Here is a 13456-nt window from a genome sequence, read left to right on the forward strand (position 1 = left end):
CGCGAACTCAGGGACTCGGTCGCTGCGGGGGAACCTGCATCGCCGGTCGCGGGCCCGCTGCCGGCACGTGGGGCAGGATGGCCGGGTCACCCGCGAGGTAGCCGGCCAGCGCGGGCGGCAGCGGCAATGAAGCCCGTTCGAAGTACATCGCCACCATGATCGCCATGGTCCGGTGGATGGCTTCGTTGCGATAGGTGAGGTCCGCTCGCGAGAACCGCACCAGCGGGAACGGGTTCGCTTCCCACACCACGGGCGCCCCGTCGGCATCCAGGCCATAGTCGAACGCGGCGAAGTCCAGGCCCAGCGCTTCGCATGCGCGGTGGAAGAGGCCGTGGTGTGGCGAAGGCGCCCCGATGTAGTCGAGCTCGTCCTGCCGCGTCCGCGGCGTCGTCACGCGCTTGCGCCCGCGCGTCACCCAGTCGTCCGAGACCTGCACGTGATGGGGAACGCCCCGCGAACCGGCCACCACGTAGCGGTATTTCCGGAAGAGCCCGTCGTCCGGGCTCGCCACATCCAGCAGTTCCACGGCGATGGGGCGCCTGAAGGTCTCGACCGGCAATGTGCGCGCCTCGGCGGGACGCCGCGCGGGCAGCATGCGGCTGCCGTGGCCCCAGTCCTCGCGCACGAAGAGCGGGAAGCGCAGGCCCATGAAGTGCTTGCGGAATTCAGCCGGGTCCACGATGCGTTGCACCCGCGCCGTCTGGAGCCCGGCGCGCCGCATGAGCAAGGCGCCCCTGGACTTGCCGGCGTTGGACAGTTGGTCCACCCGGTTGATCACGGGCACGCCCCGGGCGTCGCAGGCGGCAGTGAGCGCCAAGGCGAGACGGTAGCTGGACATCGACCACGCCTGCACCGGGTCCTGCAGCCAGAGGACCACCGCGGCATGTTCGGCGGCGGGCTGCTCGATCTCCCCGAGCAGGCGCAGGTCGAAGGTGTCCGCGCTGGATGGCAGGTTGACGCGGATCCAGTCCACCACTTCGTCGTAGAAGTTCCGCTCGCGGGTCGGATGGACGATGAGCAGGATGCGGGTGCGGCGCGCATCGTCCGGCGTGTTCGATGCGGCTTCCATCCTTCCTAGTCCCGAACCGGAGCCCGCTCCTCGCCGCCGTCTTCCCGGCGCGCGGCGAAATAGCCTTGCACGTAGCGGCGCAGCCCGGTGCCGGCGCCTGCCCAGCGCCACGCACCGTCACGTCCGGGCGCGAGATCCCGACGAGGGTCGTAGTCGTGGGGCGCCAACCCCGCGTGCCGCGCGGATGCGTGGCGGTCGGCGATGTTCCCGTGCCACAAGTGATGCAGGCGGCCTTCCAGGTGAGGCAGCCTCCCGGCCGATACCGCGCGGACGCCACGGGCCCACTCGCGGTAAGCGGTGCGCTGCGCCGTGTTCATCCGGTGCAGCTCCATCACCACCTCGGGACAGCCGAGCGCGGCGCCGGCGAAGGCCGTATCGCCGCCGCCCACGATGCAGCGGTCGTAGAGCCCGTGCGTCTCGAGCCAGGCGCGCCGGGCGGCCCACGCCATCCCCGGCGTCGGGGTCCCGGACTCGCGGCGCATGCAGGCGCTCAGCGGCGCGCCTGCGTCGCTCGCGACCGGCATGCAGCTGGCCAGCGAAGGTTGCTCCCAGCCGCGCCGGTCCGCCTGCAAGGCATCGACGTCCGCATCCGGCAACGCATGCCGCACCGTCCGGAACAACTGGACCAGCGTGTTGCGCTCGAGCAGGTCCCCGGCTTGCAGGGGCCAATGCGGGTCTTCGAAGACGACGTCGCAATCGACCCACGCCACGAACCGGCAGGAGGCGGGCAGGGATTGCAGCGCGCGATTGAGCAGGCGTTCCTTCTGCCAGAGCAGGTCGCCGTCGCGGCACTGGACGAGGATGTCCGCGTCCCCGCGCGCGAGGTGCGGACCTTCCCCGAAGGACAGTTCGACGGCGAGCAAGGGCGCGCGCAGATGGCGCCTGAAGTGACGGTAGTTGTCCAGCCGCCGCCGCGAACCCAGCGGGTTGAAGTAGCTCGTGATCGCCCACAGCGGGGCGTTCATTTCGGCATGTCGCGTCTTCACGCCCGCAACACCTCGGGCATGCCGGCCGTGCGAACCATCGTGAGCCCGTCGCCGTACGGCAGGTCGACGACCTGCAACCCCTGTCGGCCGCGCAATTCGTCGATGAGGTGCCGCACGCGGTGCTCGTACACCTTGTCGTCGCCGTAGATGCGCGAGGGGCGCACCCGGATGCTGTCGTGGAACAGGGCCACGCCATGCGCGGGCACCGACGGCCGGAACGACTCGTAGTCGAAGCGCGCCTGCTCTTCGGAGTGATAGCCATCGATGAACAGCAGGCCGACCTCCCCGAGCGCGCTGTAGCGTGGCGACGCCACGAACTCCTGCGTGGTGAGGCGGTGGTGGTCGATGTTGTGCAGGCCGAAGCGTGCAAAGTACGCGCGGACGGCGGCGGGGTCACGCCAGAAGTCGTCGACCAGCGATGGGTCGATGAACAGCACGCGCCCCTGGCCGTTGTCCGCCAGCGCGCGGGCGATCACCATGGGAGCAAACCCCCGCCACGAACCGATGACGACGGCGAGCTCCGGCTTGATCAGCCGTGCAAGGCCGTAATAGAGCCACCCCAGTCCCAGGTCGGCCTGGTCCGGGCGCTGGGCGTGGCCCATGGCGGCAAGTCCCTCGGCCGCCAGCAATTGCCCGATCCATGCATCCAGGGGGATGGAGGGTTCGGGCCGCATCGGGGCAGCCTAGCGGACGATTTTCCCGTCGGGCGTGATCGTCACGAGGTCGATCGCGCGCACCGAATCGCGCACGCCGGCGCGCAGGTTGATGCGAAACCCCCCGACGTCGTAGTCGTTCATCGTGCCCATCGCCTTTTGCAGGCTCGCCTTGTCGAAGCCCTTGCCCGCGCGGCGCACCGCTTCGGCCAGTGTCTTCGCGGCGATGTAGCCTTCCAGGCTCTCGTACGACGCCGTCTGGTCGGTGTTGTCGATCGCGGCGAGGTATTCCTTGACGATGGGTGTCGTGGAATTGCGCGGCGAGGGCACCACCTGCGACATCACCACGCCGCCGATGTCCTTGCCGAGCGTCGCGAACAGCGGGTCGATGCCGACCACCGAGAAGTTCATGAACGCGCCCGCATAGCCGGCCTTGCGCATCTTGCGGATGAAGGCAGCCGTGGTGTTGAACAGGGACACCTGGATGATGGCATGCGGCTGCAGCTTGAACAGCGCGGCGACGGCCGCATCGACCTTGTCGCTGTTGACGGGCACGACGGCCGAGCCCACCAGCGGCGGCAGCTTCTGTTCGGCGAGCGCCTGGTTGACGGCCGCGAGACCGGCCTTGCCCATCGCGTCGTCTTCCGCGAGCACCGCGATGCGCGTCTGGCCCAGCGTGGCGCAGTGGCGCACCATCTTGAAGGCTTCGTCGGCCATGCTGGGCCGCACATGGAACACGTGCGCGTGCGAGGCGTCGCGCAGTTCATCGGAAGCCGCGAAGGGCGCGAAGAAGATCGCGCCTTCCTTGGCCGCGACTTCGGCGGCCGCGTGGCTGCTGCCCGTGCCGACGAAGCCGAAGAGGATGTCCGCGCCGTCGTCGAGCAGCTTCTTCGCATTCGCGGCGGCCTTGGCGGGCACGTAGCCGTCGTCCATCTGCTTGAGGTCGAAAGAGTAGCCGGGGTTGTTCTTGCGCGCGTTGAACGCGTCGAAGAAGACCTTGGCGCCTGCCGAATACGTGGTGCCGATCTGGTCGGCGGCGCCCGTGAGCGGCACCGATTGGCCCACCACGATCTTGCGTGCCTTGCCTTGCGCGAATGCGGGACGCAGGGCCGCCAGGGCGAGTGCGGCGGCAGAACCCGCGAGCACGAAACGTCGATTTGTATTCATTTGTGTTTTCCCTCTCTCCAACGATTTGCAAGTTCGATGCCTGACATTACTCCCGCCCCGCCCGCGCGGTCAACGCCTGCGAAATACCAGGTCCCACACGCCGTGCCCCAACTTCAGTCCGCGATTCTCGAACTTCGTGAGCGGGCGGTAGTGCGGACGCTCCGCGTAACCGGCCGCCGTGTTCTGCAGGAGCGGCTCGGCGCCGATGACCTCCAGCATCTGCTGCGCGTAGGGCTGCCAGTCGGTCGCGCAGTGCAGGTAGCCGCCCGGGGCGAGGCGCGACGCGAGCTTCGCGACGAGCGGCGGCTGGATCAGTCGGCGCTTGTGGTGCCGCAGCTTGTGCCACGGGTCCGGAAAGAAGATGTGCGCGCCCGCGAGCGACTGCGCGGGCAGCATGTGTTCCAGCACCTCCACCGCGTCGTGCGCGACGATGCGGATGTTGGTGAGCCCCTTCTCGCCGATGCGCTTGAGCAACGCGCCGACACCGGGCTCGTGCACTTCGCAGCACAGGAAGTTCGTCCCGGGCATCAATTCGGCGATGTGCGCGGTGGCTTCTCCCATCCCGAAGCCGATTTCCAGCACGACGGGTGCGTCGCGCCCGAACGCGGCGGCGAAATCCAGCGGCGCCGCGCGGTAAGGAATGATGAATGCCGGGCCGAGGGTCTCGAAGGCCTTGGCCTGGCCGGTGGTGGTGCGGCCCGCGCGCCGCACGAAGCTGCGGATCGCGCGGGGATGCGTCACGCCCTCGGGTGCGGCGCCTGGTCCGGGAGGACTGCTGGGATCGGTGTCTGTCACCGTGCCGATTGTAGAAGGCGCCACTGTGCCACCCACGCGGCGAGGGCATCGGCGCGCGGGCCTGCGTGCGCGGCGAGGCCCAGCGCGGCTGCGGCGGCGGACAGCACCGTCATGGGATCGCTCGTGTCCACGGCCTGCGCGCCGTTCTGCTTGGAGAGCTTCTCGCCGTTCGCGCCGAGCACGAGCGGCGTGTGCAGGTACGCAGGCGTCGCGAAACCCAGCGCCCGCTGCAGCTGGATCTGGCGCGCGGTGTTGTCCGCAAGGTCTTCGCCGCGCACGACGTGCGTGATGCCTTGCGCGGCGTCGTCGACCACCACCGCGAGCTGGTAGGCCCACAAGCCGTCCGCGCGCTTCAGGATGAAGTCGCCCACCTCGCGCTCGACGTCCTGATGCTGTGCACCCAGACGCCGATCCCGCCACGCGAGCAGCCCGGGCTCGACGCGAAATCGCCACGCGCGTGCGGGCTTGCCTTGCAGGCCGTCGCGGCAGGTGCCGGGATAGACGAGCTCCGCATGGCGTTGGTGGGGATGGCCCATGGCCGCGAGCGCGGCTTCGATGTCCTTGCGCGAGCAGGCGCAGGGATAGGCGCGGCCCTGCGCCGTGAGCTGTTGCAAGGCTGTCTCGTACGATGCGCCGCGTCGGGACTGCCATAGCGGCGGCTCATCCGCATGCAAGCCGCAATCGGCGAGTTGCCGGAGGATGTGTTCCGCGGCGCCAGGGACGCAGCGCGGTGTGTCGACGTCTTCGATGCGCACCAGCCAGCACCCCGACTGCGCGCGGGCATCGAGCCAACTGGCGAGTGCAGCCACCAGGGAGCCCGAATGGAGCGGCCCCGTCGGCGAAGGCGCAAAACGTCCGACGTATGCGGCCCGCACGGTTGTCACTTCTTGGGCTGCGCTGCCCCCCGAGGGGGCCTTCGCGCCTTGGGGCGGCCCGGCGGCGCTCACCGCCTCCCCCTCAGGCGGCGTGCACCGCCAGCGCGAGCTCCAGCCCGGACACGAACGCGTCTTCCACGCGGTGTCCCAGGCACCAGTCGCCGCACACGCCGATGCCGCTCTTGCCGTCCCACAGGTGGCTGCGGCCGAGCGGCTGCTGCGTCTTCGCCCAGCGCCAGCGGTGCATCTGCACCAGCGAGGGCTCGGCGTGGATGCCGGTGATTTCCGCGAAGGCCTTCAGCAGCTTGCCCTGCACGCGGTCTTCGTCGTCGCCGAGGTGTTCCTGCGACCACGCGGCGCTGGCCTGCACCGTCCAGCGCTCCACCACGCCGCGCCCCGGCTTGGACGATTCGCGCGCGAGCCAGGCGATCCGGTGGTGCGTGCTGAGCGCCGCATTCCATTGCGGGCCCAGGTGCGTGAGCGTCGGCTGCACGGCCTGCGGAAAGGCCAGCATCATCGTCCAGCAGGGCGCGACTTCCACGTGCTCGATGTGCGCCGCGAGCTTCGGTGCCGTCGTGGCGAGCAGCCCGCCCGCCAGCGCGGCGGGCATCGCCAGCAGCACCGTGTCGAAGCCGGGGTAGACATGCACCGAGTCGCCGGGGCCGGTGGTCGCGAGCTGCCATCGGCTCGCATCGAGCGCGTCGCGTTCGATGCGGGTCACGCGCGTCTCCAGCTCCAGCCGGCCCGCCGCCGCGAGCGGCTGGGCCCAGTAGCGGGGCAGGGCGTCCATCGAGGGCACAGGCACCCAGTGCGCCTCGTGCCCGGGCAGTGCGGCTTCCGCGACGCGCCCGTGCGGGTCGAGCACGCGGACCGCATTCGCGCTCCACGGCTTGCACGCGCCCGGCGCGGTGGCGAGCGCCTGTTCGAAGCGCCTGTCGCGGATGGTGAAGTACTGCGCGCCGTGGTCGAAGGTGCCGAAGGGCGAGTCGCAACTCGCGACGCGGCCGCCGGGGGTGGCGTTCTTGTCCAGCACGGTGACGTGGTGGCCGGCTTGCGCCAGGGTTCGCGCGCAGGCCAGGCCCGCGATGCCTGCGCCGATCACGGCGATGTTTCTGGTTTTGCTGGACATTGCGGCCATTGTGACATCAGGCCCTGGCATGCCTCTGGAGCAGCGCCTGGCGCGTGGTCTTGCTCTCCAGTTGCGCGAGCCACCACTGCAGCGCGCGCCCCGGCGCCGGCGTGCTGCGCCACGCATACGTCATGCGCGGCGCGCGCACGACGCTGCGCGCGATCACCTTGACCACGAGCCTGCCCGTCTCCACGTAGGGCCGCGCCATGGGTTCGGGCACGAAGCCGCCGCCCAGCCCGCGCAGTTGCGCATCGAGCTTCGCGCCCATGGAAGGCACCGTGAGCACGTCCTGGCCCGCCAGCAGCCCGCGCGTCACGGCGACGCCCTGCCGCACGGAATCGGCGACGGCGATCGCACGGTGCCGCAGCAGGACGTCGTCCGGGACGGGATCCGGAACGGCCGCGAGCGGGTGGTGCGGCGCGACGACATAGACGAAATTCAGTTCGCCGAGGCTGGCCGTCTGCAGGCCGGGGAAATTGCCCGGCTCCACCGCCACGCCGATCGCGAGGTCGGCCTGCCCGGTGACGAGCGCTTCCAGCGTCCCGGAGAGCGATTCGTCGCGCAGCCGCAGCCGAGTGGCCGGCGCCACTTCCAGGAATGCCTGCGCCAGCTCCATCACCGTGCCGCAGGAGATCACCGTGTCGACGGCGACGGTCAATTGCGACTCCCACCCGCTCGCCACGCGCTTCACGCGGTTCGCGACGGCATCGATTTCCTGCAGCAGCCGCCCGCCCTCGCGCAGGAGCTCGGCGCCAGCCTCGGTGAGGCGCGCCTGCCGCGAGCTGCGGTCGAACAGCAGCACATCCATCGCGTCCTCGATCTGCCGGATGCGGTAGGTGACGGCGCTCGGAACCAGCCCCAGCTCGCGCGCGGCGGAAGCGAAACTGCCGGTCAGGGCCACCGTCTGCAGCAGCGCAAGGGCATCGGGCGTCAGGGCTTCCCGGGCATTCATAATTTTTGAATGATGCCATCAAACCCGGGCGCTCGGCCGGGGACCTTCCCGCCCCTACATTGGATGCATCACACGGCAGAAAGGCCCACGATGCTCACACTTCGCAAATCCTCTGAACGCGGCTTCGCCGATCACGGCTGGCTGAAGTCCTTCCACAGTTTTTCCTTCGCGAACTACTACGACCCCGAGCACATGGGCTTCGGCAACCTGCGCGTCATCAACGAGGACCGCATCGCCCCCGGGCGCGGCTTCGGCACGCACGGCCACCGCGACATGGAAATCATCAGCTACGTGCTGGAGGGCAACCTCGCGCACAAGGACACGCTCGGCAACGTGAAGGGCATCCCGCCCGGCGACGTGCAGCGCATGAGCGCGGGCACGGGCGTGCAGCACAGCGAGTTCAACCATGCACCCGACCAGACGACGCACTTCCTGCAGATCTGGATCGAGCCCAACGTCACCGGCATTCCCGCGAGCTACGAGCAGAAGAGCTTCGCCGAGGCCGACAAGCGCGGCAAGCTGCGCCTGGTCGCTTCGCCCGACAGCGCGCAGGGCTCGGTGCTCATCCACGCCGGTGCGCGCCTGTACGCCGGGCTGTTCGACAGCGGCGAAAGCGCGTCGCTGGACATCGCGCCGACGCGCAAGGGCTACGTGCACGTCGTGCGCGGCGAGGTCGAGGTGAACGGCCAGCACCTGCGCGCAGGCGACGCGGCTATGCTCGAGAACGAATCCCGGATCGCCATCTCCAACGGCAAGCAGGCCGAGGTGCTGGTGTTCGACCTGGAAGCGTGAACCCTTTTTTCAACCCCTGACTTCACCCACGAGAAAGCTGTTCCATGAACTCCAACAACTCCTTCCAGGACACTCTTGCCCTCATCGGCCGCGTGCTGATCGCCTGGCTGTTCGTCCCCTCCGGCTTCGGCAAGATCATGGGCTTCGCGGGCACCGCGGGGTACATCGCCTCCAAGGGCGTGCCGCTGCCCGAAGTGTGCGCCGCGATCGCGATCGCGGCCGAGCTGGGCCTGGGCCTGCTGATCCTCGTCGGCTGGCAGACGCGCTGGGCCGCGCTCGGCCTGGGGCTCTTCACGGTCGTCATCACCTTCATCTTCCACAACTACTGGGCCGTGGAAGCCGCGCAGCAAGGCATGCAGAAGATGAACTTCGACAAGAACCTCGCGATCGCCGGCGGCCTCTTCGCGCTCGCCGCCTGGGGCGCCGGCCGCCTGAGCGTGGACGGCAGGAATCCGCAACGCTGATAGGATGGGCCGATGGGCATCGCGCTTGAACTCACGGGGCACGAGAAAGACCTGGGCGGCGGCTTCGTCGTCCGGCGCCTGCTGCCTTCCGCGAAGCAGCGCAGCGTCGGGCCCTTCATCTTCTTCGATCACTTCGGCCCGGTCCCCGTCCCGCCCCGCGTGACCAACGATGTGCGGCCGCATCCGCACATCGGCCTGTCCACGGTGAGCTACCTGTTCGAAGGCGCGATGATGCACCGCGACAGCCTGGGCAACGAACAGCTGATCGAGCCGGGGGCCATCAACTGGATGACTTCGGGCCGCGGCATCGTCCACTCCGAGCGCCGGCCGCAGCATCTGCTGGATGCGTCGTACACGATGCACGGCCTGCAGTTGTGGACGGCGCTGCCGATGGCGCGCGAGGAAGACGAGCCTTCGTTCGTCCACACGCCGTCTTCGGCGATCCCTGAATCGACCGTGCAGGACGCGCACGTGCGCGTGCTGGTGGGACAGGCGTTCGGCGTCTCGTCCCCCGTGACCCCGTCGTCGCCGACGCTGTACCTGGATGTCACCTTGCCCGTGGGCGGATCGTTCGACCTGCCGGCATTGCAGCCGGAGATGGCGATCTATCCCGTGGAGGGCGCGATCGCGGTGGACGGGCATGCGCAGGCGGCGCGCGTCATGTCCGTGCTGGCGCCGGGGGCGAGCGTGCGCATCGGCGCCGTGCAGCCCGCGCGCTTCGTCGTCATCGGCGGCGAGCCGCTGGATGCGCCGCGCCACCTGTGGTGGAACTTCGTCTCCAGCCGCAAGGAGCGCATCCTGCAGGCTGCCGACGACTGGGAGGCGCAGCGGATGGGCAAGGTCGCGGGCGACGATGAATTCATCCCGCTGCCGCCCACGCGCTTCACGCCGCCGGAACCAGTCTCCTGAGCGCGTAACACATCGGTGCGCATGCGCCGGACGCGGGGCGCGAAAGTAGAATCGGCGCATGTTCGTTCACCTGCGCCTGCACACCGAGTTTTCCATCGTCGACGGCACCAACCGGATCGACGAAATCGTGAAGGCCGCGGCCGCCGATGCGCAACCCGCGCTGGCCATCACCGACCTCAACAACCTCTTCGGCGCGATCAAGTTCTACAAGCAGGCACGCTCGTCCGGCGTGAAGCCGATCGTGGGCGCCGAAGTCATGCTGCAGGGTCTCGGCAAGGACGGCACCGCGCCCGCGCGCGCCATCGTGCTCGTGCAGAACCGCCAGGGCTACCTGAACCTGTGCGAGTTGCTCGCGCGCGGCTGGACACGCAACGTCGTCAAGGCGCAGGCCGTGCTCAAGCTCGAGTGGCTGCGCGAACTGGGCGAGGGCCTCATCATGCTGTCGGGCGCGCAGGCCGGCCCCGTGGGCCAGGCGCTGCTGCAGGGCGACGGGAGCCGCGCGGCCGAAGTGGCGCTGGAGCTCGCGTCCGTCTTCCCGCACCGCTTCTACATCGAGGTGCAGCGCGCGGGCCGCGCGGACGACGAGGCCCATGTGGGCGCCGCGGTGCAGCTCGCGGCGCGGCTGAACCTGCCGGTGGTCGCGACGCATCCGGTGCAGTTCACGCGCGAGGACGACTACGAAGCGCACGAGGCGCGCGTGTGCATCTCCGAAGGCGAGATCCTGGGCAACCAGCGCCGTGTGCGCAAGTTCACGCATGGGCAGTACTTCAAGTCGCAGGCGCAGATGGAAGCGCTCTTCGCCGACCTGCCGTCCGCCGTCGCCAACACGCTGGAGATCGCCAAGCGCTGCAACCTCGTGCTGGAGCTCGGCAAGCCGCGCCTGCCGGACTACCCCACGCCCAACGGCATGCCGATCGAGGAGTACTTCCGCTACCTGTCGCATGAGGGCCTGAAGGAGCGCATGCTGCAGCTCTACCCCGATGCCGCGCGGCGCGAGCAGGAGATGCCGCGCTACGTGGAGCGCCTCGAATTCGAGATCGGGACCATCCTCAAGATGGGCTTTCCCGGCTACTTCCTCATCGTGGGCGACTTCATCAACTGGGCGAAGAACAACGGCTGCCCGGTGGGCCCGGGACGCGGCTCGGGCGCCGGGTCGCTCGTCGCGTATTCGCTCAAGATCACCGACCTCGACCCGCTGGAATACAACCTGCTGTTCGAGCGTTTCCTGAATCCCGAGCGCGTGTCGATGCCCGACTTCGACATCGACTTCTGCCAGAGCAACCGCGACCGCGTCATCGACTACGTCAAGGACAAGTACGGCAAGAACGCGGTGAGCCAGATCGCGACCTTCGGCACGATGGCCGCGCGCGCCGCCATCCGCGACGTCGGCCGCGTGCTCGACATGAGCTACACGTTCTGCGACGGCATCAGCAAGCTCATCCCCAACAAGCCCGGCACGCACGTCACCATCGACGACGCGATCAAGCAGGAGCCGCTGCTGGCCGAGCGGCTGGAGCGGGAGGACGAAGTCAGGACGCTGCTGGGCCTCGCGCAGAAGCTCGAAGGCCTCACGCGCAACGTCGGCATGCATGCCGGCGGCGTGCTGATCGCGCCGGGCAAGCTTACCGACTTCACGCCGCTCTACCAGCAGCCGGGCAGCGAATCGGCGGTAAGCCAGTACGACAAGGACGACGTGGAGGCCGCGGGCCTCGTGAAGTTCGACTTCCTGGGCCTCGCCACGCTCACGATCCTGGAGATCGCGAAGGACTTCATCCGTGCGCGCCACCAGGGCCAGGAAAACTTCGTCTTCGAGACGATCCCGCTGAACGACCCGCACACCTATCGCCTGTTCGCCGACGGCAAGACCGAGGCCGTGTTCCAGTTCGAAAGCCGCGGCATGCAGGGCATGCTGCGCGACGCCAAGCCCTCGCGCCTGGAAGACCTGATCGCGCTGAACGCGATGTTCCGGCCGGGCCCGATGGAGAACATCCCCAGCTTCTGCGCGCGCAAGAACGGGCGGGAAGAGGTGCTGTATCCGCACCCGCTGCTGGAGCAGGTGCTGTCGGAGACCTACGGCATCATGGTCTACCAGGAGCAGGTGATGCAGGCCGCGCAGCTCCTGGGCGGCTATTCGCTCGGCGGCGCCGACCTGCTGCGCCGCGCGATGGGCAAGAAGAAGGCCGAGGAGATGGCCGAGCACCGGCAGATCTTCCGCGCCGGCGCCGCGAAGCAGAACATCGGCGAACAGAAGGCCGACGAGATCTTCGACCTGATGGAGAAGTTCGCGGGCTACGGCTTCAACAAGTCGCATGCCGCCGCCTACTCGCTGCTCGCCTACCAGACGGGCTGGCTGAAGGTCCACTACACGGCGGAGTTCTACTGCGCCAACATGACGGTGGAAATGGACGACACGGACAAGCTCAAGGCCTTGTTCGAGGACGCGAAGAAGCACTTCAACATCACCTTCGAGCCGCCGGACGTCAATCGCGGCGTGTACCGCTTCGAGCCCGTTTCGGACAAGGTCGTGCGCTACGGCCTGGGTGCCGTGAAGGGCACGGGGCAGCAAGCGATCGATGCCATCGTCGCCGCGCGGGAAGGCCGGGGCGGCGGTCCGTCGGGTGATGTGTCCGGCCCCTTCACCAGCCTGTACGACTTCTGCGTTCGGGTGGACCGCACGCGCATCAACAAGCGCACGGTGGAAGCGCTGATCAAGGCCGGCGCCTTCGACAACCTGCAGCTCAATCGCGCGTCCCTGCTGGCGTCGGTGGACCGCGCCTTCGACTTTGCCAGCGCGGCGGAGGCCAACGCGAACCAGGGCGGCCTGTTCGACATGGGCGATTCCCATGCGGCCAGCACGCAGGAGCCGCCGCTGGTGGACGCTATGCCCTGGGGCGTGAAGGAGCGCCTGACGCACGAGAAGGCCGCCATCGGCTTCTACCTCTCGGGCCACATGTTCGATGAGACGGCCACCGAAGTGCGCCGCTTCGTCAAGCGGGAGATCGAGGAGCTGATCGACAGCCGCGAGCCGCAGCTGCTCGCGGGCATCGTGGGCGACTTCCGCGTGATCAACGGCCAGCGCGGCAAGCTCGCGATCTTCAAGCTCGACGACAAGACCGGTGTCATCGAAGCCACGGCCGACGAAGGCGTGATCAACGCCGCGCGCAACCTGCTCAAGGACGACGAACTGGTCATCGTGATGGCGAAGCTGCAGCCGGACCGCTTCACGGGCGGTTACCGCCTGAGCGTGAACCAGGTGTGGGACTTGGCGACGGCGCGCTGCCGCTTCGGCAAGTTCCTGCGCGTCGCCGTGAACGGCAAGGCGCCGGACATCAAGCGCCTGGTGCGGGAGTTCCCGCCCAAGCGGGAGATGTCGGAGCAGGGCGAGCTGGTGCGCGGGCTGCCGGTACGCCTCTCATTGCGGCGCGATGCGGCGACGGCGGAATTGCAACTCGGGGAGGATGCGAAGTTCTTCCCGAGCGATGCGGCACTGGCGAGCTGGATGGCGCAGGCGGACCAGGGGCTCGCGCAGATCGTGTACGAGTAGAGATTGCGTTGTGGGCTTCATTTTTTGGACGCAGAATTCGCAGAAGTTACGCAGAATGAAGACAAGAAAAAGACCAAAGAAATCTTGAATTTTTCTGGGCTTCTTCTGCGTAACTTCTGCG

12 protein-coding genes are annotated in these 13456 nt (G+C 68.5%); 4 read left to right on the forward strand and 8 right to left on the reverse strand.

Annotated features, from left to right (window positions below; translation table 11 throughout):
* Positions 1-7: 7 nt before the first annotated feature.
* The 8 genes from I5803_RS00740 to I5803_RS00775 all read right to left on the reverse strand — a co-directional run bounded on the left by I5803_RS00740 (position 8) and on the right by I5803_RS00775 (position 7629).
* Complete coding sequence (locus I5803_RS00740; RefSeq protein ID WP_196984516.1) at positions 8-1069, reverse strand: ATP-grasp domain-containing protein; 1062 nt, start codon at positions 1067-1069, stop codon at positions 8-10.
* Between the two features lie 5 nt (positions 1070-1074).
* Complete coding sequence (locus tag I5803_RS00745; protein ID WP_196984517.1) at positions 1075-2034, reverse strand: hypothetical protein; 960 nt, start codon at positions 2032-2034, stop codon at positions 1075-1077.
* A gap of 17 nt (positions 2035-2051) precedes the next feature.
* Positions 2052-2729 carry a class I SAM-dependent methyltransferase gene (locus I5803_RS00750; protein WP_196984518.1) on the reverse strand — a complete coding sequence of 226 codons (678 nt, stop codon included), beginning with the start codon at positions 2727-2729 and terminating at the stop codon, positions 2052-2054.
* A 9-nt stretch (positions 2730-2738) separates the two neighbouring features.
* Positions 2739-3875 carry an ABC transporter substrate-binding protein gene (locus I5803_RS00755; RefSeq protein ID WP_196984519.1) on the reverse strand — a complete coding sequence of 379 codons (1137 nt, stop codon included), beginning with the start codon at positions 3873-3875 and terminating at the stop codon, positions 2739-2741.
* A gap of 69 nt (positions 3876-3944) precedes the next feature.
* The gene (gene trmB, locus I5803_RS00760) at positions 3945-4670 is read right to left on the reverse strand and encodes a tRNA (guanosine(46)-N7)-methyltransferase TrmB (protein ID WP_354001607.1); all 726 of its coding nucleotides are present in this window, start codon (positions 4668-4670) and stop codon (positions 3945-3947) included.
* Positions 4667-5545 carry a tRNA glutamyl-Q(34) synthetase GluQRS gene (gene gluQRS, locus I5803_RS00765; protein ID WP_196984521.1) on the reverse strand — a complete coding sequence of 293 codons (879 nt, stop codon included), beginning with the start codon at positions 5543-5545 and terminating at the stop codon, positions 4667-4669. The genes trmB and gluQRS overlap by 4 nt, the downstream gene beginning before the upstream one ends.
* Positions 5546-5627: 82 nt before the next feature.
* Positions 5628-6683, reverse strand: a complete 1056-nt coding sequence (locus tag I5803_RS00770) for an NAD(P)/FAD-dependent oxidoreductase (RefSeq protein WP_231402312.1) — start codon at positions 6681-6683, stop codon at positions 5628-5630.
* A gap of 7 nt (positions 6684-6690) precedes the next feature.
* Entirely contained in the window at positions 6691-7629 is a 939-nt protein-coding gene (locus I5803_RS00775) for a LysR family transcriptional regulator (RefSeq protein WP_196988415.1), read from the reverse strand.
* An 87-nt stretch (positions 7630-7716) separates the two neighbouring features.
* Here I5803_RS00775 and I5803_RS00780 point away from each other — a divergent pair, with 87 nt between their 5' ends.
* Genes I5803_RS00780 through dnaE form a run of 4 tightly spaced genes read left to right on the forward strand, consistent with a single transcriptional unit; the run spans position 7717 to position 13335 of the window.
* Positions 7717-8418 (forward strand): pirin family protein, encoded by a 702-nt coding sequence (locus I5803_RS00780; RefSeq protein ID WP_196984523.1) that lies wholly within the window; start codon positions 7717-7719, stop codon positions 8416-8418.
* A gap of 44 nt (positions 8419-8462) precedes the next feature.
* Positions 8463-8882 (forward strand): DoxX family protein, encoded by a 420-nt coding sequence (locus I5803_RS00785; RefSeq protein WP_196984524.1) that lies wholly within the window; start codon positions 8463-8465, stop codon positions 8880-8882.
* Between the two features lie 12 nt (positions 8883-8894).
* On the forward strand, positions 8895-9791 hold the full coding sequence (locus I5803_RS00790; protein ID WP_196984525.1) for a pirin family protein: 897 nt from the start codon (positions 8895-8897) through the stop codon (positions 9789-9791).
* Positions 9792-9849: 58 nt separating this feature from the next.
* On the forward strand, positions 9850-13335 hold the full coding sequence (dnaE, locus tag I5803_RS00795; RefSeq protein WP_196984526.1) for a DNA polymerase III subunit alpha: 3486 nt from the start codon (positions 9850-9852) through the stop codon (positions 13333-13335).
* Positions 13336-13456: the final 121 nt, after the last annotated feature.

Origin of the sequence: Caenimonas aquaedulcis, assembly GCF_015831345.1 — a bacterium.
Lineage (GTDB): Bacteria > Pseudomonadota > Gammaproteobacteria > Burkholderiales > Burkholderiaceae_C > Ramlibacter > Ramlibacter aquaedulcis.

Bases quoted from the DNA above. Each gene is read 5' to 3' on its own strand.
- I5803_RS00740 (WP_196984516.1), bottom strand. From the start codon at position 1,069: ATGGAAGCCGCATCGAACACGCCGGACGATGCGCGCCGCACCCGCATC.
- I5803_RS00745 (WP_196984517.1), bottom strand. From the start codon at position 2,034: ATGAACGCCCCGCTGTGGGCGATCACGAGCTACTTCAACCCGCTGGGT.
- I5803_RS00750 (WP_196984518.1), bottom strand. From the start codon at position 2,729: ATGCGGCCCGAACCCTCCATCCCCCTGGATGCATGGATCGGGCAATTG.
- I5803_RS00755 (WP_196984519.1), bottom strand. From the start codon at position 3,875: ATGAATACAAATCGACGTTTCGTGCTCGCGGGTTCTGCCGCCGCACTC.
- I5803_RS00770 (WP_231402312.1), bottom strand. From the start codon at position 6,683: ATGGCCGCAATGTCCAGCAAAACCAGAAACATCGCCGTGATCGGCGCA.
- I5803_RS00780 (WP_196984523.1), top strand. From the start codon at position 7,717: ATGCTCACACTTCGCAAATCCTCTGAACGCGGCTTCGCCGATCACGGC.
- I5803_RS00785 (WP_196984524.1), top strand. From the start codon at position 8,463: ATGAACTCCAACAACTCCTTCCAGGACACTCTTGCCCTCATCGGCCGC.
- I5803_RS00790 (WP_196984525.1), top strand. From the start codon at position 8,895: ATGGGCATCGCGCTTGAACTCACGGGGCACGAGAAAGACCTGGGCGGC.
- dnaE (WP_196984526.1), top strand. From the start codon at position 9,850: ATGTTCGTTCACCTGCGCCTGCACACCGAGTTTTCCATCGTCGACGGC.